The following is a 19,071-nucleotide window of genomic DNA, read 5'->3' as shown; positions in this document are numbered from 1 at the left end:
TACTAAGTCAGGCAACCTCTCAAAAATATCAGTTAATGCTCTCTGATTAAGATGGCATGACTTAATTTAACGATTCGAGTGTGTTAACAAGTAAAGCCTTTGTGAACCGGTAGTTATGCGCACCATAACTATGATCGCCATAAACAAATTTGTAATTCATTACAGCAGCGGCTTCCATCTGAGTCATCGTGAGTGGAACAGGCACCAGTTCAGCATCATTCAGCAGTCCATTCTCCTGCAATTTCTCTTTCAACTGTGTGAGCAATCCCTGGATTTCAGTGCGATTGGGATTGATCATAGCGGTAACGTCAGCGGCAGAATTATGGCAACCTGATTCCAGGCATCCTGTGTATTGATAAGATGTGCCTCCGGAAGCTGTGGTATAGTGTACATTCATTTGGTGTCCGCCGCCAAATGTGCCGGTTGCCGGTCCCATATGGCAAGTTACACAACCATTTGTTACAAGATTGGTATGAGCTGAATTCAGGTATGCCATGCTTCCAGGTATCTGGTAAGGGCCCTTGCCTGCCAGCATATTGGACTGTGGGCCATAATGCGGGCCATAACGGGCATTGGTAATGGTAACATCATCTCCCCCGGCTACCGGATATGGGCTAACCGAACGTGCCTGATGGCAATTTGCACACAAATTGGAGCTACCATAATCGTAGGTTGCATCGCCCACGATCAAATCAACAGCAGTGGATGTTCGCAATGAATAATCTTCAAATGTATAAGATTCGTGAATAGGATGGCAGGTGCGACAATTGATCGGTGTTGGATCATTGATTACACCCAAAGTACCATCGGCCAGATAGTTCCTGAAACCCATGCTCGTATGACAATGGGAACAGCCTTCAGTGTTGCGTGTAATATTGGCCCCCTGTGCATGCACAGAGTTGGAGTACTGCTGGATCTTAGCAAGCAGATGCTCTGCAAAATTATGGCACGAACTACAGCTTTCTGCTCCATCCTTGCCATCAATTCCATCAAGTCCGGGTTTACCTTCCGGGCCTTCTTTCGTACAACTGGTGATAAACATATTCCCTAATACGAATACCACGATGGTTGCAATTGTTAAGAATGTGAATTTAATTTTCATAATAGTTGTTGTTTTGTTGTTATTTGCTTTCCTGACTTTCCTGATTATTATTCTCCACGCTTTCATGTTCTTCATGATGAGTTTCATGTTCTTCATGATAGCCATATAAAATACTTTTCAAATTGGTAATGGTACTTGGACCAATGGTAATGACATAAAGATGAATGATGAGGAAAATAGAAATAAAGAAACCTGCTATTGAATGCACCAGACTGGTAAGCATGATGCCGCTGTAGCCAAATACATTCAAAACGATAGTTTCCGGATAAATCAACGCCCAACCGGTGATAAAGGTTACAGGAATGATGGCATGCATCGTCACGTTGTAGGTAATAAGCTGGATAGGATTAAATTTCTGCTTTTCAGTAACCTTAAACGGACTGGTTTCGCCTCTGAAAATTCCAAATAAATAATACTTCAATTGTCTTACAAATGAAGTCAGCAACCCTTCGGTTTTAACTATGTAATAGCGGCCAATTGATGTGAATAAAACACCCACAAGAAAAATAAAGTAGGATGCAGTTAGATAGACTCCCGCAACGTTGTGATAGCTAACCGCAAGATCGAATCTAATGAGCGGATAAGCCGGATCCGAATACTGCATGCTTAATCCTGTGGTGATAAGCACAATCATGAGCAGGGCATTCACATGATGCCATATCCTGAGCCATAGGGGATAAAGGTAAAGTCTCTTAGGATTTCCCATGTTTCCTCCTGTAATTTATGTACCTGAGGGTAGCATGAATGGCAATTCCCAGCAACACCAATCCAAAAATAACTGCGCTGATCACATTGAAGTAGTAATTACGGTTCGCACCAATTATATATGCTTCACTGGTGATTGAAGGATTGAAAAACCCATATTTACTTCTCCGCTCCTGAATCTGGTGCTTGTAGAGCGAAGCCATAAGTATGGAGTTGGTGGAGTGGCAATCCACACAATTTCGAACAGCCTGATCGGCAGGCAGAACATGATGTGCCACCAGTATGTCCTTGTGCGTTGATGCATGACAGTCAATGCACCTCACCTTACGAAAATGCAGGCTTTGGTTAGGCAACCAATCGTGCTTTGAAAGCATATTGGTAAGTTGCCTTTCAATCAACACATCATAATGGCTGATATCGCCATGACAATCCAGGCACATGGAATTGTTGTAGGCTACAATATCAGTAATAGCTCCCCCAAGGCGGGCGGTATTTTTATAGGTATGCGGATTATGACAACTCCAGCAACTAAAGTTTTCGATGAAATGATCGCCGTGTACGCTGAGCTGAAACTCCTCTTCGATAGTTTGGAAGTTAAAATCTGCATATTGCTCATCAGAACCATGGCAATCAATGCAGGCATATTTAAATTCAAACTTTACATCAATAGGGTGCGGGTGTATCTCATAATCCATTGAATGGCAATCAGTGCAGGCAAAACTGCCATGTGTGGCATTTGTATATTCCCAGGCATCTATCCTTATTTCATCATAAATCTTCATTGATACTTCGTCTCCGGTAACGGGATCAACCAGGGTATATCTCATTTCACCGTGGCACTCAAGACATTTTTGTGTATCTGGATCCAGATTTGGTTCGGTTCCTTCAGTAGCCCGCACACCCGAAAGCAACCATGCAACCATTACCGGGGCTAAAAGAAAGAGCCACCTGGTAAGTGATCGGATAGTGCTTCTTGAGAATGCTGACATCATTGCTGAGTGAGTATAGTTGATAAAGTAAATCCGGAAAGAAACAAGCCTATAGTTTCTTTCCGGGTATAGACGTTATTTCTTCATACTGCGTATGTAGTTCACAACAGCCCATCTTTCTTCTTCATCGGTAATTTTGCTTTCAAAATTGGGCATTTCATCCCGGCCTATGAACGACATGTAATAAATGTCTCCATCGGTATGTTTCTGAAATGTTGCATCAGAAAAATCGCCAGGAAAGGTTTTCAGGTTTTTTGTCATCGGGCCATCACCCAGTCCGGTATTGCCATGGCATGAGCGGCAATGCCTGCTGTACGTAGCGCGCCCAAGCTTTTCGAGTGAGGCATCTCCTTTATGAGGATTTACCTTTTCTTTGTATTCCTTGGGAATTTCCCAGGGACCACCAATTTTCTGATCCTGTGGTAATATAAATGCCATCATGGCAAAAGCCCCTATGGCAATTATGGTAAGGCTAAAAATTCTCTTTTTCATTTTTCGATCGTTTTAAATTTAACATTAATTGAATTTATTAAAAACTCCACATACGGGTTATTGAAAACCCAATCATCAAATCACCCTTTGTCCAGTCGTTTTGATTATACAACATGCTGTGCTGTGAGATCATAGCATCGGTAGAGGAAAGATAAATATGGAAAGCGTGTGTACTGGTCCTTATTTCCCAACCAATACCCAGGTTTGGTTTGGCAGGGTTCAGAAAATCACGATGTTCGGCAATTCCTTGTATCTGCAATGGGATATCATACTGAAACAGAATGGACGACTGTGGTGAAAAATTAGCACGTCCATTAAAACCAACGGATACTTTATCGTGGTCAATACCAGGTTCAGTAATATTATAATGAGTAAAACTTGCATTGGCCTGCACTGATAGCCATTCATTGAACTTGCGCCCAACAATGAGTTGTGTAAAATAGGAGAACCGGTTCGAAAATTTATAGTTCTTTCCAAATGCTTCATCATTGCGCCCATCAATGGCCATATTGGCAAAAACACCAACTGCAACCGGAACAGTGTTCTGTCGGGTTTGTTCCAGTATAGTGTATTTGACCGAGAAATCGCTGTACATTCTTACACGGCTTAGTCCGTAGGCAACCTGTAAATTTTTCAGGGGAACATAATTCAACGCCATACGAATATTTGCACCAGGCGCATAAAGTCCGAACAGGTCAGAAAAGCCGTTATCAATTTGACCAAACTTATGCTGGATATGGTATTCCAGGGTTTTAACCGATGGAATGGCAGTGGTTTGGTTATCAATTAAAATCCCACTGTTAAAAGGAGCTCTAACAGGCCTGTCCTTTTCCTTTTCTTCCTGTGCAAAAAGGCAAATCCCAATAATTAATGAAATGCTGATGAGAATACTTCTTTTCATTTGCGTGTGCTTTTTATATTAATTATTCTCTGCACCTTGTTTAATCCAGGTTAGAACCAGCGCGGCCTGCGCAAGATTATACCTTGCGGGATGAGCTGATGAAGGGCCGGGAACTGTATAAATCTTGCTTGATTCCGGATCAGACAGATTAACACGGTCTGGTACAATTGAATTATATGCATTTGCAGCCGTCAGGTCAGGAGCGGTAGCCCCAAGCTTGTGGCAGCCAGTACAACTGTTGCTTTCAAAGATGGGTAGAATACTTTCTGAAAACTTGACAGTCACATTTGGATCAGGCTGATCAATTTCAATAAATTCATACTCGCAGGAACCCAAGGCAAGCAGTAAAACCAGCAGTATAAACGCTGATGATACAAAATGTTTAATGTCTGAACGATTCATAATCCCAATGGTTTACATTACGCTACAAAAGAACTAATTATCCACATATTAGGCACATTTTTGCGATTGATAGATGCAGTTAATTGCATTGATACATTACACGATAATATTGATTTAAATCAATGAAAGCGAACATACAAAACAATTTTTCGTTAATATTGCATTTATTGATTATTAGCTTTCTTAAGTTTCTGTATCTATGGGTAAGTTAATTAGCACAAATTGCATGGCCTGCCGAAGCCGGTCTGATGTTTTCAATGCCCTGGGGGTTGAAGAGATCCAGAGAGTAGATTGTCAACGCGTTAGCATTCACTATAATCCAGGTGAGATAATCTTTAAACAGGGAACACCCTGCAACAATTTTATTTGTATAACCTCTGGTCTTGTTAAGCTTTACATTGAGCACGAAAACAGTCATAATGTGATTCTGGGTCTGATAAGGCCAATCAACTATATTTTCGAACCCGGAGCTTTTGTTGACCAGCGGCACCATTTCACTGCCGTAGCTAGTGAAGAAACTTCGGCCTGTCTAATTGATGCAAGCATCATGCAGGAACTAATGAGGTCAAACCCGGAATTTGCAACTGAGTACATCAACAAAGTCAGTATTCAGGCAATTGACCTTTTAAAAAAAATATCAAGTTATTCACAAAAGCATGTTTTTGGCCGAATGGCCGATATGCTGATTTATCTCCAGGCAAATATCTACAAAGACAATCCTTTTGATCTCACCATCTCCCGTCAGGACCTCGCCGATCTTTCAGGAATGACAAAGGAAAGCGCCATCAGGGTTATGAAAAAATTCAAAGACGAAAACATAATAACCCTCGAAGGTAACCGTCTCGAAATCCTGAGCCTGGCTAAGCTGGAAGCTATCAGCAAGAATGGCTGATTGTGTGTGATACAGTGATACAATGACTTGTCCGCCGAAAGCACGGGCTAGTGGGTTTGATAGCGGATGCAGTAATACAGTTGTAATACAATGGTCAAACAGTTGTCAAACAGTTGTTGGACTTTGACCTTCATTGTTGATTCTATCAAGGGAAACAATAATTTATAAGACAATAATTTTGTCGGTATAAACTTTCTTTTCGCCCATCATTCTAACAAGGTATATTCCTGGCTGGGGTTTGAAACCAAAGCGGTGCAGCCCTTTTGAAGGAGCATTAAACCGGCTGATAAAGCGGCCACTAGCGTCAAACAACTGAACGGATATGTTTTCGTTCCATGGGTTAAAAACATGCAAAATGGAATTGTTGTAATAAACCGAAGCTTTTACCAGGGAATGAATGTCCGTACCAACTGTCATGAAGTGCAGAAGGAATCGGTCTTGTGGGTCGCCTGGTTCGGCACTGAAATGATAACTGCTGTATTGCGAAAGATCATGCAGGATTCCGCTATGAAGGTCTTCGAGGGTTACTTCTTCAAAAAATCCTGTCCCTGATGATGAAATGGTGTAGAAAGCATTCGCACCGGCCCTGAACCCAAGCGGTACAACCGGATGTTCGCTGATACTTGTAAGAAAATTGATGCTCCAGTTTTCGCTATATTTTTTTGAATACAATCCAGGGGCTTCCTGATACATGCTGAACATTTTCTGGGCTCCGCCGCGGTCGGTTTGGTGGCCGAACTCAATTATTATTTCATCACTATAGCGGTTAACATCGCTGTTTACGGCAAGTTGAAGAACATCAGGGGTTTCTTTATGCGATTTCAACCATTCCTGATTTGTATGTAAGCGCACATTGTTGTCCATTGTCATGGAAGACCCATGATTTTCGGCCCTTACCCAGAATGCCTGCATGGGTGGTATATAGCGGCTAACCCCATTATGAAAATAATCGGAAATGGAAGCGCTGTTGTGAGCGCCGTAATTTCCAACTACGTCATTCCAAACCCACATGTTATAGCCCGCAGGGTTGGATGTTGAGTCGGGAGTTTGAAGGTTGTCTCGTCCGCCCCATCCACTTTCTGCTTTCCAGTCAATGGATGATGGATAAGGATTGCCCAACAGGTTAAAACCTTCATACGCATCATTGGGATGAGCAAGACGCTGCAGGTTAAAACTGACCTGTCCCTGGTTCATGTGCCCCATGAAAGTTTTTGTTTGTGGCGATGCTCTATCACCATTATAAGGATATGCCGTCATGTAACCTTTGCCGATATTAAAAGTACTTACGGGATTGTTCACATCACCCCAGGTTGGCCAAACGATCGTGTTACTATAATTTACCCATGTTTGAGCAGGCTCGTGCCAGGCATAAAAACCGCCATCGTCAAATCCAGCTTCAATGTTTTGCGCAGATACCGGGGACGATAGCATGTGCCAGGCCCATTCATCTCCTATAAATTCCTGCTCAATGCTTGCTGCAACCTCCGGGCTTTGATGTAAAAGCGATGCTCCGGGCTTCAATATAAAACCTGATTCACCATTTTCATTCGTAAAAATCCCCGTGATCGTAACATATTTGCATCCGAAAATACATTCCCCTAAAATGACTTTGCTTCCGGCTATAATAGTTACATCTTTAAAAGTAGTAGTTTCCGGACCATTGATTTCTTGTCCTGGGTTTGAAACAAACCTAATCTCACCCCCAACTTCAAGACCATCATTGTAATTAATCCAGTTGCCTTTGAGTTTGATTACACCGTTCAAATTTAAATCACCGGACGATCTGTTGATTAAATCACCCGTTACCGAAAGGAAGGCATTTTCCGGAACAACGATTGTTGCATTGTTTGATAAAACCTGTGAATAAACTTTTGTAAAACATGCACTGAAAACAAAAATCAGTATAAAAATGTAATTAATTTCACATTTCGTTCTCATGGCCAATAAGTATTATGATGGGTTAATTGTTCGGCATGCAAACATAAATTATTTTCTATATCTCAACGAAATAAGTGAATGTATTTAAATTTATATTCTATTCCGATCGGAGTGAATGCATACATGCAAGCAGAGTTTTATTTTACACAAAAACAATAAGAGGTTGTAAAGAAGCAAAGCTTTGTCGAACCATTTCCAGCATTTCGTAAAAAGTCTTAACACATCTGATGTAAAGAATGTAAAATTATCAGGCATAAAAGAAAAAGAATAATTTAACCCTTATTCATGATTCTAGTCTACAAATGTTTGGCAATTGGCTCCTGGTCCCTAATACCGCGTTAGGGTAAGTTATTAGTTCGAATAAAAGTATCTAAACTTTGCTGTTTCAGCACATTTTAATACTTTTGCAGCCCTTTTCGGTTTATTCATTCATCTCTAACCCTATATAACAATGAAGGTATATAAAACCAATGAAGTAAGAAATGTCGCCCTTATCGGGAGCGCCAAGTCGGGAAAAACCACACTCTCGGAATCCATGCTTTTCCATGGTGGCCTGATTAACCGCCGCGGTTCGGTTGACGATAAAAACACTGTTTCAGATTATCGGGAAATTGAACTGGAGCGCCAGAACTCAGTTTCTTCAACTGTGCTCTACACAGAGTATAAAGGTCACAAAATAAATCTGATTGATAATCCTGGTTTCGACGATTTTGTTGGAGAAGTTGTAGCAGCCCTGCGTGTTTGTGATTCGGCCATCATGCTTGTAAACGGACAAAATGGAATTGAAGTCGGAACCGAAATTCATTGGAGACATACCGTTAAAAATAATACCCCTGTTGTATTTGCAATCAATCACCTTGAACACGAGAAATCAAATTTTGACGAAACATTGCGCCAGCTCAAACAGCAATTTGGCAACAGTGTTACAGTACTTCAATATCCCGTAAATGAAGGCCTCAGTTTCGACTCCATCATTGACCTGATGAAGATGAAGATGATAAAGTACAGCGATAGCGGAAAAGCAGAAGTACTCGATATTCCAGCTTCAGAAAAAGATAAAGCAGAAGAACTGCAGGCTGCACTGATTGAAAGCGCTGCCGAAAACGATGAAGCTTTGATGGAAGTCTTTTTCGAAAACGGAACACTCACAGAAGCTGAAATCCAGAAAGGATTAAAACTTGGTATTACCAACCGCGGTCTGTTCCCGGTGTTGTGCGTGGCTGCCAAACCATTCAAGGGCATTGACCTGCTCATGGATTTCATTGTTACTACTTTGCCTGCCCCTAATGAAGTTCCAGCTGTAAAAACCATTGGTGGCAAGGAGCTGAAATGCAACCCTGCCGACGCCCCTACTGCCTTTATTTTCAAAACATCCATTGAGCCACACCTTGGCGAGGTTTCTTACTTTAAGGTTTATGGCGGCGAGATTTCAGAAGGTTCGGACATGGTTAACGGGAAATCGGGCAACAAGGAAAGGCTCACACAGTTATTTGTCGTGGCCGGTAAGAACCGCGAGAAAGTTGAAAAAATTGTAGCCGGCGATATAGGCGCTGCCATCAAATTAAAAAGTGTTCGTACGAACCAAACCCTCAATTCCCCTAAGAATTCTGACGATCTTGTTGAACCAATTGTGTATCCCGAACCAAAAATCAGGATGGCAATGAAGGCAAAGGCTTCAACTGACGACGAAAAGCTGGGAACCATTCTCAATGAGATGCATAAGGTTGATCCTACGCTTATTGCTCAGCAATCAAAAGAACTGAGGCAATTGATCATCGAAGGCCAGGGCGAATTACATTTAAACATTGCAAAATGGCATATCGAAACCATTGATAAAATTCCAATTGATTTTATTGCCCCCAAAATTGCCTACCGCGAAACCATTACCAAACAGGCTAAATCCATGTACCGTCACAAGAAGCAATCAGGTGGTGCCGGTCAGTTTGGCGAGGTACATATGCTTATCCAACCTTACACCGAGGATATGCAAAAACCAACCGAATTCCCGGTTCGTGGTACCGAAGAACATGAACTTCCGTGGGGTGGTAAGCTGATATTCAACAACTGTATTGTTGGTGGAGCCATTGATACCCGTTTTATGCCTGCTATCCTGAAAGGGATCATGGAAAAAATTGAACAAGGCCCGCTCACCGGCTCTTATGCCCGCGATATTTCCGTTTACATTTATGACGGCAAAATGCACCCGGTTGACTCGAATGAAATTTCCTTTAAACTTGCCGGACGAAATGCTTTCAGGGAAGCTTTTAAAAATGCAGGTCCAAAAATTCTTGAACCTATTTACGATGTAGAAGTAATGGTTCCGGAAGAAAAAATGGGTGATGTAATGACCGATCTTCAGGGACGACGCGCCGTGATCATGGGCATGGAAAGTGAAGGAAACTACCAGAAAATAAAAGCCCGTGTTCCACTGGCTGAAATGAACCGCTATTCAACATCGTTAAGTTCAATTACAAGTGGCCGTGCCACCTACGGACTTAAGTTTGCCGAGTACCAACAGGTACCGCCCGATGTTCAAACCGCGCTGCTCAAAGCTTACGAAGAACAGGAAGGCGACGAGGATTAGAAAACTCAAAATATTTCTAATAATGAAGGGCTGGCAGATTTATAACTCTGCCAGCCCTTTTTCATCATCAAAAGTCCGCCACTATAGATGTGGCTTTGCATCAGCTATATCCATCTTGCCCAAGCCCAGAGTATTCTGCGAACCAAGCAGAAAGTCATCTGCAATTCTTTTCAATTTAACTATAAGCGATGCCGTATCAATAGGATACATCAACCAGTCAACATTTACCAATGATTGGAAGGGAAAGGTGACTAACCTTTCTTCAACATCAATTTCATTAATGACTGCTTTTTGTTTAGCATGATAGAACACCTCATTCTATTTGAATGAGTAATTTGATGCGATATAGATGATATCGAAGACATCCTTCGGTTCGTCCCTGCCAATAATTGCTGTGATTTTATTGGTCAGGATGTTTAAAGGATCATCTACCAGGCCAAAATAAATATCAGTGGGGTTCCTAGCCCTGTAAGCTACTTCATTCACAAACTCAATCTTAAGACTCGTTGATTCTGAATGCGTGAAAACACGGACAAAATCATCAGTAAAAAGCGAATCATTAAGATTTACATCAAATGCTTTAACAATTTCCGTCTTGATTAAGCTGATGTACTGATTGAAATTGGGATCGGAATTAACAAAGAAATCAAGGTCTTCACTAAATCTGTGGTTCAGATAGAATCATCCCAAAGCGGTTCCACCAGTAAGGTAAAAAGGCAATTGTAGCGTTCTCCACCAACTAAGAAATTTATCCTGCTGTTGGTAAAGTTTCCTGTAATCGTTTTTTAATGAATTCATACTGTTTTCTCAAAGAGGGCATTCTTAGACTTGAGATTAACTCGTCAGTTAACAACAGGCTGATATCGCCGGGTTCGAAAAGTTGAATGATCGTAAACCAAGGGTAAGTTTCCAATGCTTTCTTAAAAATTGTCTGACGATTGTAGTGGCCAGCCATTTCCTTTTCACCTTTTATCACCAATGCAATTTCCTCAGGGCTGATATTATAGTCCCAGGATAATTGCCTGTAAAGCACTTGATTATTGGTGTCGCACACGAATGTTAGGATTAATAGCAAACAAAGATACTCAATAGTTTTTTTGAATATTTTGATTTTTATATGAGGACATTAATCTTAGTACATCAAATCCAGCAACTCCTCCATTTGTCCGTGAGTAAATTTCTGATGGTTTCCCTGAACCTTGTTGTATTTCATTGATTCAAGGATTTCCTGCTTTTTATCTGAACCTATGCCTGCATCAGCCAGGCTTACCGGGCAGCCAATGCTGCTGAAGAACTTTTCAAACGCTGCAATGGCTTCATCGGCGTTTTGTGTTCCGAATACAGATTTTCCGAGATGTGCTATTTCTGCTTCAAGCTCATTTTTATTAAACTTCATCCAGGCCGGGTAAACGATGGTAAGACTTGCGCCATGAGGAACGTCGTAAAGCAGCGAAAACACATGGCCAACGCTGTGCACGCCCCAATCGCCCATGCCCTTACCAAATGAAGTCAAGCCATTTAAAGCCGCAGTGGCGGCATACATGATTGCGGCGCGGTTTTCATAATTATCCGGCTCAGCCAATACCTTGGGTGCGATCTCAACGGCATCTGAAATGATTGAAAATATGAAGCGGTCGGTAAGTGTTGCTTTGCCTTTACCAAAGTAATTCTCAAGGCAATGGGCAATCAGATCGGCAATCCCATAAGCAGTATAATCAGCGGGAACGGAAATGGTGTAAGCCGGATCGAGGAATGAATGTGCCGGATACATGAGCTTGTGGCCATAACCCAATTTACGGCCTTCAGCATTGTTTTGAACCACGGCAAACATATTCATTTCAGTGCCGGTGGCTGCAAGCGTAAGCACGGCAATCAGCGGCACGGCTTTTTGCGGCTTGGCTTTTCCGGCTAAAAAATCCCATGCGCTGTGCTGCACCGGAATAGCAATGCCGATCACCTTGGCCGAATCAATCACGCTGCCCCCGCCTACGGCCACAATCACATCCACATTGTTTTCACGGCCAAGTTTTGCTGCGGCATCCACATCTTCGACAATGGGGTTTGATTTGATGCCGAAGTATTCGAAAACCTCTGCGCCGGCTGCATTCAGCTGCTCCATTACCTGATCATATATCCCGTTGTTTTTAATGGAATTTTTACCATAAACAAGCAATACCTTTTTGCCATAAGCTTTGAGAGTATCTGGCAGCTTAAGTATTACATCCTTGCCGAAATGCAGAGTTGTGGGGTTGAAGATTGTGAAGTTTTCCATTGTTATATTCCTTTGTTACGCTTGAATTTTTCAGGCTAAATCGCCGTCCGCATCGCCTCCACCGGATCTAATCTTGAAGCCGACCAGGCAGGGATAAAACCGGAAAGCAGGCCAATAATCGCCGATACAAAAACACCCAGGAAGATATTGCTGGCTGTAAGCACCAGCTCCATATCAAGGGCATACGAAAACACAAGGGTTCCTATAAAAATGATAATCAAACCGATGATGCCACCAAAAACCGAAAGGAAAATGGCTTCGAACAAAAACTGGAAAAGCACCACAAAGTTTTTGGCTCCCACCGATTTTTGAATGCCGATAATACCGGTCCGCTCCTTTACAGAAACAAACATGATATTGGCGATCCCAAAGCCGCCCACCAGTAGCGAAAATCCGCCAATGATCCAGCCCACCACGGAAATTACATTGAAAAGCGCATCAAAACCCTGGGTAATCAGGCTGGTTTCATTGATTGAGAAATCGTCTTCTGCCGCCGGTTTAAGCCGCCTTACCGAGCGCATTACACCGGTCAGTTCATCCTTCATTTCCTCGTTCGAAACATTGGGCATGGCTTTCACCACAATGGTGGTACCGACATTATTGCTGTTAAGATCAATAAAACTGCGTGCAAAATTCACCGGCACTATCACCTGGTTATCGGATGAACCGCCGAATGTATTCTGACCCTGGCGCTTTAGCACGCCAATCACTTCCAGTTTGCGGCCCCAGACCATCACCTGCCGGCCCACAGGTTCGAGCTCACCAAACAGGTTTTTGCGGATATCATCACCAATGATGGCAACATTGCGGCCTGATGCTGACTCACCATGCGTAAAATAACGCCCGTTTACAATTTCAACAGGGAATACCGCATCATAGTCGTGCGACACACCCACAATGCTTGCACCCTCCATGGTGCTGGCCAGGTAACTGACTTCACGCGTTGCACCTACAAAAAAAGCTGCCGCCTCGGTAGTCTGGCTGCGCCTTACAAGCTCATCCAGTTCATGAATTTTAGGTTCGGGCCTGCGCATGTATTTCCACCAGGGATAATCGCGGCCACCCATCGCCCAGGGCCACTTTTGCACAAAAACTACATTGCTGCCCAATGATTCTACGCTGGTTCGTATGGTTCGCTCAATGGAATCAAAAACTGTGAAAACCGAAATAATGCAGAAAATGCCAATGGTGATACCCAGCAGCGTAAGTAGCGTGCGGGTTTTATTCACAACAATGGCCTGGATCGCAAATATAAAACTCTCGCCTATTAACTTAAAAAAGAGCATGATCAGTTGATGTGTGGGTTAAAACAATTTCTTGCTGTTAAAGAAAAAGTAAAAATACTATAAAAAATCACATCCGGCTTAGGGCTTGCACTGCATATTTTAATAAACTTGCAATCGGTTTCCAGAACCAGAAAACCCCAATAAAACCTCAACTTTCATTAATCATTTATCCATTTTCAAATACCATTCATGAAAAAAATAAAATCAGCGTTAATCTCAGTGTATTATAAAGATGGTTTGAAGCCTGTTGTTGAAAGACTAAACGAACTGGGTGTTAAAATCTTTTCTACCGGAGGCACACAGCAATTTCTTGAAGAATGTGGCGTAACAGTCACCGGCATTGATGAGCTAACCGGTTACCCTTCTATTCTTGGCGGGCGGGTCAAAACCCTGCACCCAAAAGTGTTTGGCGGCATACTTGCCCGGCGCAGCCATGAATCAGACCTGCAACAACTTGCTGAATATGCAATCCCGGAACTTGACCTGGTGATTGTTGACCTATACCCTTTTGAGGAAACACTTCGCCACACAGGCGATGAAAAAGAGATCATTGAAAAAATTGATATTGGGGGTATTTCGTTGATCCGCGCTGCCGCAAAGAATTTCAACGATGTGCTCATTGTTCCGAGCCGCGGGCTTTACAGCAATTTGCTTGCTTTGCTGGAAGAAAAGAACGGGGAAAGCTCCCTGGAAGACCGCCGCCATTTTGCTGCCCTTGCTTTCAATGTGAGTTCGCACTATGATACAGCCATTTTCAATTATTTCAATGCAGATAAGGGTGTTGATGCATTCAAGCTTAGCGTTCAGACAAAAAACATTATGCGCTATGGTGAGAACCCTCACCAACAAGGCATCTTTTACGGGCAACTGGATGAAGTGTTCACACAGCTTCACGGCAAAGCCATTTCCTACAACAACCTTGTTGACCTTGATGCTGCCATAGCTTTGATCCAGGAATTTACAGAACCCACTTTTGCGATCCTTAAACATACCAATGCCTGTGGAGTTGCAACAAGAGAAACGCTGTTAGAAGCATGGAATGACGCATTGGCCGGCGACCAAATCTCAGCTTTTGGCGGTGTGATCATCACAAACCGCGTGATTGATGAAAGCACGGCAAGGGAAATGGATCATTTGTTTTTCGAGATTGTTCTGGCGCCCGGTTTTGAAGATAATGCACTTGAAATACTCAAATCAAGGAAAAATAGAATAATTTTGCAACAGAAATCGTTTGATTTTCAAGCTGAACAGTTCAGGTCGGTAATGAATGGAGTACTTTGGCAGAACAAAGACCTGAAACAGGAAAGTCGGGAAAATTTAAAGGTTATGACTAATCGCCAGCCATCAGACGAAGAACTTGCTGATCTGCTCTGGGCCAACCATCTGGTGAAGCATACCAAATCCAACGCCATTGTGTTGGCTAAAAACCGGCAATTGCTGGGCAGCGGAACAGGCCAGACTTCGCGGGTGGACGCCTTGAAACAAGCAATAGAAAAGGCGGTTCATTTTGGGTTCGACCTCAATGGCGCGGTGATGGCTTCGGATGCGTTCTTCCCTTTCGCTGATTCGGTTGAACTGGCGTACAAGGCAGGAATTCGGGCAGTGATACAACCTGGAGGCTCGGTTCGCGACCAGGAAACAATTGATTTCTGCAATGCGAATGAAGTGGCGATGGTGTTTACGGGAATAAGGCATTTTAAGCACTAGTTGGGCAGGATGGGGAGAGTGGGAGAAGGGGAGAGCGGGAGACTCAGGGACTGAGAGAAAGGGAGAAGATGAGAAAATGAGAAGAGGGAGTGATGGAGTAATGGAAGGTTGATTGGTGAACTTTGAACCCACAACACCGAACGCCGAACCTTGAACTTTGAACTGAACAATTAGGATAACAACCAGGATAATTTTACAGAGAGACAAAACATGGGATTATTTTCATTTCTTACACGCGAAATAGCCATAGACCTTGGCACAGCCAATACAGTTATCATTTACAACGACAAGGTGGTGGTTGACGAGCCATCCATTGTAGCCATTGAGCGAAGCACCAACCGGATCATAGCTGTTGGCAAGAAAGCCCAGATGATGCATGGTAAAACCCATGATAACATCAGAACCATCAGGCCTTTACGCGATGGTGTGATCGCCGATTTTCAATCAGCCGAGCACATGCTCAGGGAAATGATCAAAATGATCAACCATAAAAAAACCTTGTTCCCTCCGGCATTGAAAATGGTAATCTGCATCCCTTCAGGTATTACAGAAGTGGAAGAACGGGCAGTGAAAGATTCCGCTGAGCAAGCCGGGGCAAAAGAAGTAAGGCTTATACACGAACCTATGGCCGCTGCAATTGGAATCGGAATTGACGTAATGGAACCCAATGGCAATATGGTAATTGATATTGGGGGTGGAACCAGCGAGATTGCCGTGATCGCATTGGGTGGGATTGTTAACAATAAATCCATACGCATTGCAGGCGATGAGTTCAATGCCGACATTGAAGAATACATGCGCAAGCAGCACAATATTGTGATCGGAGAGCGCACTTCGGAAATGATTAAAATTGAGGTGGGCGCTGCCATGACCGAAATTGAAAATCCTCCACCTGATTATGCTGTTCACGGACGCGATTTGCTCACGGGCATCCCCAAAGAAATCATTGTAAACTATGCTGAAATTGCGCATTGCCTCGATAAATCAATTTCCAAGATTGAAGCGGCTGTATTAAACGCACTGGAAATGACCCCGCCTGAATTGGCCGCCGACATCTTTAAAACCGGTATTTATCTTGCTGGTGGCGGATCATTGCTAAGAGGGCTGGATAAAAGGATTGCCGCAAAAACAAAGCTTCCCGTGCATGTTGCGGAAGATCCTTTGAGGGCTGTTGCCAGAGGAACGGGTATAGCGTTGAAGAATTTTAACAAATTCAACTTTCTTATTAAGTAGACATTGGATATGGGATTTAGCGAACAATCATGATGAATGTTTTTACAGATTGTCCCTGAAACCTGATAAAATCAATTATCACCTGCCACAACTATGCAAAATCTTTTTGCATTCCTTCTGAGATACAAGTTCTTCTTCATTTTTCTGACAATGGAGGTTGTTGCATTTTCAATGATTATCAACCACTCTTTTTACCAGCGGTATATCTTTATCAACAGCGCAAACAAATTAACGGGAACTCTGTACACCTGGAATATGGGCATCTCGGAATACTTCTCACTTAAGCAGGTAAATTTGCAACTCGCTGAAGAAAATGCGAGTTTAAGAGAAAGGCTTCAGCAATCAGAAGTTCACAGCCAGCTTGAACCATTAACATCAAACGATTCGCTTGCTCCCTTGCAGTTTGATTATATTTCAGCCAAGGTGATCAGCAATTCCACCAACAAACGTAACAATTACATTATGATTGACAAAGGCCGCAAGCAAGGGATTGGCCTTGACATGGCTGTTATATCGCCCGAAGGTGTTGTGGGTATTGTGATCAATGTTTCAGATAATTTCGCATGGCTGATGTCGGTTCTGAACAAGAACACCAAAATCAACGGGCGTTTAAAAAACAGCAACTACCAGGGCTCACTTTCGTGGGATGGGGGCAATAGCAGGTATGGTATTTTCAGGGATGTTCCATCACATGCACATCTGCAAACCGGCGATACCATTGTTACAAGCGGGTTTTCGCTGATGTTTCCAAAAGACATCATGATTGGCACCATCACGGATTATTTTATTGCCAGCGGCGACCATTTTTATACGGTCAACCTACAGTTTTCGGTTGACTTTAACCGCCTCTCTCATGTGTATGTGGTCAAAAACCTTATGAGAGCAGAACAACTTTCGATAATGAAACAGCTATGAACCTGAGCCTTCAAATACTGTTGAGATTTATCATCCTGGTTGCGTTGCAGGTGTTTATACTCAATAATATCCACTTCGGAGGTTATATCAATCCTTATCTTTATGTGCTGTTTGTTTTGATGCTTCCGTACGAAATTCCCGGTTGGGCGCTATTGGCATTGTCCTTTATATTGGGTTACACCATAGATATTTTTACAAACACCCCGGGAATGCATCTGGCTGCAACCGTGTTCATGGCTTTTAGCAGGCCGGCTGTTTTACGACTGCTAACCCAGAAACAGGAATATGACCCCGGCAGTTACCCATCGCTGGGATCAATGGGGTTACAGACTTTTTTTACCTATGCGTTCCTTTTGGTATTCATTCATCACACAAGCCTCTTCCTTCTTGAAGTTTTCCGCTTTAGCGAAATCTTGCAAACGCTCATGCGCTCAGGCCTCAGCATGCTCTTTACAATGTTATTGATTATCATTGCACAATATCTTTTTTACACCAAACATTAGTATTGCCATATTGTTAAATATTTAAAACCCGGAAAAAATGAAAAAAAAATGGTTCCTGATGCTTCTGCCCGCCATCTTAATGGCATGCAGCACAAACGAAAACGCTTATACGCTTAAAGGTGATATTGAAGGCTATGAATCAGGTATGGTTCAGATACTTAAGCGCGAAAAAGGCAAGTTTATTCCTCTCGACTCTGTGATGGCCGTAAATGGTGAATTCACTTTTTCAGGTGAGATTGATTTGCCAATGTTGGCTTACCTCAAACTTGAAAATCAGCAAAATCAAATCTCCTTCTTTCTTGAACCCGGCGAAATTGAACTTAAAGGTACTATTGATGATTTAAGCAACCCAGCTGTAACTGGTTCGCAAAGCCAGGATGTTTACCGAACTTATCAGGATGATATGAAAGGCTATGATGAAAAGTTGGCCACCATATACAAAAATTATACTGAAGTAGAAAAAGAAGGCAATACGGAAATGATGGAGGAATACAGACAACAGTATGACACAACTGAGACCGATAAAAACGAATATGTAATTCGTTTTATTCATGAAAATTCAAATTCGGTTGTCTCAGCTTTTATCGCATTGCGTAACCTTTACATTCTTGAGCTGAGCGATATCGAAGCGATTGTTGCAAAATTCGACCCGGCTATCAGTGGCTCAACCTATGTAGTCGACCTGAACGACAGGGTAACCAAGTTAAAGAACGTGCAAATTGGTCAGCAGGCCCCGGATTTCATGATGAACGACTCAACGGGAAATGCAGTAGCCCTTTCATCCCTCCAGGGAAAATATCTTTTGGTTGATTTCTGGGCATCATGGTGTGGACCCTGCAGGCAGGAAAACCCGAATATTGTAGCGGCTTACCAGAAGTTCAGTCATTTAGGATTTGATGTACTTGGTGTATCCCTTGATACTGACCGCGACCGCTGGATCAAAGCTATCCATGACGACCAACTCACATGGCATCACGTATCCGACCTTGCAGGATGGAGCAATGAAGCGGCTGCCTTGTATGCAGTCAATTCGATCCCTTCAAGTGTGCTACTCGACAAAAACGGGGTTATCATTGCCCGCAATCTCAGAGAAGAAGCACTGCACGAAAAGCTTGAAGAAATCTTTGGCTCCCTTTCTGAGGGAAAATAG

The 19,071-nt window shown here is 42.8% G+C and carries 19 protein-coding genes; 7 read left to right on the top strand and 12 right to left on the bottom strand.

All coding sequences use genetic code 11. The features are described 5' to 3' along the window. Positions 1–61: 61 nt before the first annotated feature. The 6 genes from IH597_04715 to IH597_04690 form a co-directional block, all read right to left on the bottom strand. Positions 62–1,102 carry a cytochrome c3 family protein gene (locus IH597_04715; protein MBE0661751.1) on the bottom strand — a complete coding sequence of 347 codons (1,041 nt, stop codon included), beginning with the start codon at positions 1,100–1,102 and terminating at the stop codon, positions 62–64. 19 nt (positions 1,103–1,121) lie between these two features. Beyond that, positions 1,122–1,808 carry a cytochrome b/b6 domain-containing protein gene (locus IH597_04710; GenBank protein MBE0661750.1) on the bottom strand — a complete coding sequence of 229 codons (687 nt, stop codon included), beginning with the start codon at positions 1,806–1,808 and terminating at the stop codon, positions 1,122–1,124. Then, positions 1,795–2,799, bottom strand: a complete 1,005-nt coding sequence (locus IH597_04705) for a cytochrome c3 family protein (GenBank protein ID MBE0661749.1) — start codon at positions 2,797–2,799, stop codon at positions 1,795–1,797. Before IH597_04705 ends, IH597_04710 begins: the two co-directional genes overlap by 14 nt. A 72-nt stretch (positions 2,800–2,871) precedes the next feature. After that, positions 2,872–3,288, bottom strand: a complete 417-nt coding sequence (locus tag IH597_04700) for a c-type cytochrome (GenBank protein MBE0661748.1) — start codon at positions 3,286–3,288, stop codon at positions 2,872–2,874. A gap of 37 nt (positions 3,289–3,325) precedes the next feature. Further along, the gene (locus tag IH597_04695; protein MBE0661747.1) at positions 3,326–4,189 is read right to left on the bottom strand and encodes a hypothetical protein; all 864 of its coding nucleotides are present in this window, start codon (positions 4,187–4,189) and stop codon (positions 3,326–3,328) included. Positions 4,190–4,207: 18 nt separating this feature from the next. Next, positions 4,208–4,591 (bottom strand): hypothetical protein, encoded by a 384-nt coding sequence (locus IH597_04690; protein MBE0661746.1) that lies wholly within the window; start codon positions 4,589–4,591, stop codon positions 4,208–4,210. A gap of 199 nt (positions 4,592–4,790) precedes the next feature. On the opposite strand from IH597_04690, the gene IH597_04685 reads away from it, so the two are divergent. Then, positions 4,791–5,483, top strand: coding sequence for a Crp/Fnr family transcriptional regulator (locus tag IH597_04685; protein ID MBE0661745.1), 693 nt, complete (start codon positions 4,791–4,793; stop codon positions 5,481–5,483). A 162-nt stretch (positions 5,484–5,645) separates the two neighbouring features. Here IH597_04685 and IH597_04680 read toward each other — a convergent pair whose 3' ends face one another. Beyond that, positions 5,646–7,421: a T9SS type A sorting domain-containing protein gene (locus tag IH597_04680; protein ID MBE0661744.1), complete on the bottom strand. Its 1,776-nt coding sequence runs from the start codon at positions 7,419–7,421 to the stop codon at positions 5,646–5,648. Between the two features lie 451 nt (positions 7,422–7,872). Here IH597_04680 and IH597_04675 point away from each other — a divergent pair, with 451 nt between their 5' ends. Then, a complete protein-coding gene (locus tag IH597_04675; GenBank protein ID MBE0661743.1) occupies positions 7,873–10,005 on the top strand; it encodes an elongation factor G in 2,133 nt (710 codons plus the stop codon). A gap of 81 nt (positions 10,006–10,086) precedes the next feature. Here IH597_04675 and IH597_04670 read toward each other — a convergent pair whose 3' ends face one another. The 5 genes from IH597_04670 to IH597_04650 all read right to left on the bottom strand — a co-directional run bounded on the left by IH597_04670 (position 10,087) and on the right by IH597_04650 (position 13,563). Further along, the gene (locus IH597_04670; protein MBE0661742.1) at positions 10,087–10,317 is read right to left on the bottom strand and encodes a hypothetical protein; all 231 of its coding nucleotides are present in this window, start codon (positions 10,315–10,317) and stop codon (positions 10,087–10,089) included. 6 nt (positions 10,318–10,323) lie between these two features. After that, complete coding sequence (locus tag IH597_04665; GenBank protein ID MBE0661741.1) at positions 10,324–10,680, bottom strand: nucleotidyl transferase AbiEii/AbiGii toxin family protein; 357 nt, start codon at positions 10,678–10,680, stop codon at positions 10,324–10,326. A gap of 73 nt (positions 10,681–10,753) precedes the next feature. Beyond that, positions 10,754–11,059 carry a hypothetical protein gene (locus tag IH597_04660; GenBank protein MBE0661740.1) on the bottom strand — a complete coding sequence of 102 codons (306 nt, stop codon included), beginning with the start codon at positions 11,057–11,059 and terminating at the stop codon, positions 10,754–10,756. 78 nt (positions 11,060–11,137) lie between these two features. After that, positions 11,138–12,277, bottom strand: coding sequence for an iron-containing alcohol dehydrogenase (locus IH597_04655; GenBank protein MBE0661739.1), 1,140 nt, complete (start codon positions 12,275–12,277; stop codon positions 11,138–11,140). 35 nt (positions 12,278–12,312) lie between these two features. Next, positions 12,313–13,563, bottom strand: a complete 1,251-nt coding sequence (locus tag IH597_04650; GenBank protein MBE0661738.1) for an ABC transporter permease — start codon at positions 13,561–13,563, stop codon at positions 12,313–12,315. Between the two features lie 189 nt (positions 13,564–13,752). Here IH597_04650 and purH point away from each other — a divergent pair, with 189 nt between their 5' ends. The 5 genes from purH (at position 13,753) to IH597_04625 (ending at position 19,071) form a co-directional block, all read left to right on the top strand. Next, complete coding sequence (gene purH / locus IH597_04645; protein MBE0661737.1) at positions 13,753–15,270, top strand: bifunctional phosphoribosylaminoimidazolecarboxamide formyltransferase/IMP cyclohydrolase; 1,518 nt, start codon at positions 13,753–13,755, stop codon at positions 15,268–15,270. Positions 15,271–15,480: 210 nt separating this feature from the next. Next, the gene (locus IH597_04640; protein MBE0661736.1) at positions 15,481–16,503 is read left to right on the top strand and encodes a rod shape-determining protein; all 1,023 of its coding nucleotides are present in this window, start codon (positions 15,481–15,483) and stop codon (positions 16,501–16,503) included. Positions 16,504–16,596: 93 nt separating this feature from the next. Then, positions 16,597–17,418, top strand: a complete 822-nt coding sequence (gene mreC / locus IH597_04635) for a rod shape-determining protein MreC (protein ID MBE0661735.1) — start codon at positions 16,597–16,599, stop codon at positions 17,416–17,418. Beyond that, positions 17,415–17,921 carry a rod shape-determining protein MreD gene (mreD, locus tag IH597_04630; GenBank protein ID MBE0661734.1) on the top strand — a complete coding sequence of 169 codons (507 nt, stop codon included), beginning with the start codon at positions 17,415–17,417 and terminating at the stop codon, positions 17,919–17,921. Before mreC ends, mreD begins: the two co-directional genes overlap by 4 nt. Positions 17,922–17,958: 37 nt before the next feature. Continuing rightward, positions 17,959–19,071, top strand: coding sequence for an AhpC/TSA family protein (locus IH597_04625; GenBank protein MBE0661733.1), 1,113 nt, complete (start codon positions 17,959–17,961; stop codon positions 19,069–19,071).

It is taken from the genome of Bacteroidales bacterium, assembly GCA_014860575.1.
Lineage (GTDB): Bacteria > Bacteroidota > Bacteroidia > Bacteroidales > JAAYJT01 > JAAYJT01.
This window is presented reverse-complemented; position numbering and strand designations above follow the sequence as displayed.

Coding starts and splice junctions, on each gene's coding strand:
- IH597_04715 (MBE0661751.1), bottom strand. CDS start 1,102: ATGAAAATTAAATTCACATTCTTAACAATTGCAACCATCGTGGTATTC.
- IH597_04710 (MBE0661750.1), bottom strand. CDS start 1,808: ATGGGAAATCCTAAGAGACTTTACCTTTATCCCCTATGGCTCAGGATA.
- IH597_04705 (MBE0661749.1), bottom strand. CDS start 2,799: ATGATGTCAGCATTCTCAAGAAGCACTATCCGATCACTTACCAGGTGG.
- IH597_04700 (MBE0661748.1), bottom strand. CDS start 3,288: ATGAAAAAGAGAATTTTTAGCCTTACCATAATTGCCATAGGGGCTTTT.
- IH597_04695 (MBE0661747.1), bottom strand. CDS start 4,189: ATGAAAAGAAGTATTCTCATCAGCATTTCATTAATTATTGGGATTTGC.
- IH597_04690 (MBE0661746.1), bottom strand. CDS start 4,591: ATGAATCGTTCAGACATTAAACATTTTGTATCATCAGCGTTTATACTG.
- IH597_04685 (MBE0661745.1), top strand. CDS start 4,791: ATGGGTAAGTTAATTAGCACAAATTGCATGGCCTGCCGAAGCCGGTCT.
- IH597_04680 (MBE0661744.1), bottom strand. CDS start 7,421: ATGAGAACGAAATGTGAAATTAATTACATTTTTATACTGATTTTTGTT.
- IH597_04675 (MBE0661743.1), top strand. CDS start 7,873: ATGAAGGTATATAAAACCAATGAAGTAAGAAATGTCGCCCTTATCGGG.
- IH597_04655 (MBE0661739.1), bottom strand. CDS start 12,277: ATGGAAAACTTCACAATCTTCAACCCCACAACTCTGCATTTCGGCAAG.
- IH597_04650 (MBE0661738.1), bottom strand. CDS start 13,563: ATGCTCTTTTTTAAGTTAATAGGCGAGAGTTTTATATTTGCGATCCAG.
- purH (MBE0661737.1), top strand. CDS start 13,753: ATGAAAAAAATAAAATCAGCGTTAATCTCAGTGTATTATAAAGATGGT.
- IH597_04640 (MBE0661736.1), top strand. CDS start 15,481: ATGGGATTATTTTCATTTCTTACACGCGAAATAGCCATAGACCTTGGC.
- mreC (MBE0661735.1), top strand. CDS start 16,597: ATGCAAAATCTTTTTGCATTCCTTCTGAGATACAAGTTCTTCTTCATT.
- mreD (MBE0661734.1), top strand. CDS start 17,415: ATGAACCTGAGCCTTCAAATACTGTTGAGATTTATCATCCTGGTTGCG.
- IH597_04625 (MBE0661733.1), top strand. CDS start 17,959: ATGAAAAAAAAATGGTTCCTGATGCTTCTGCCCGCCATCTTAATGGCA.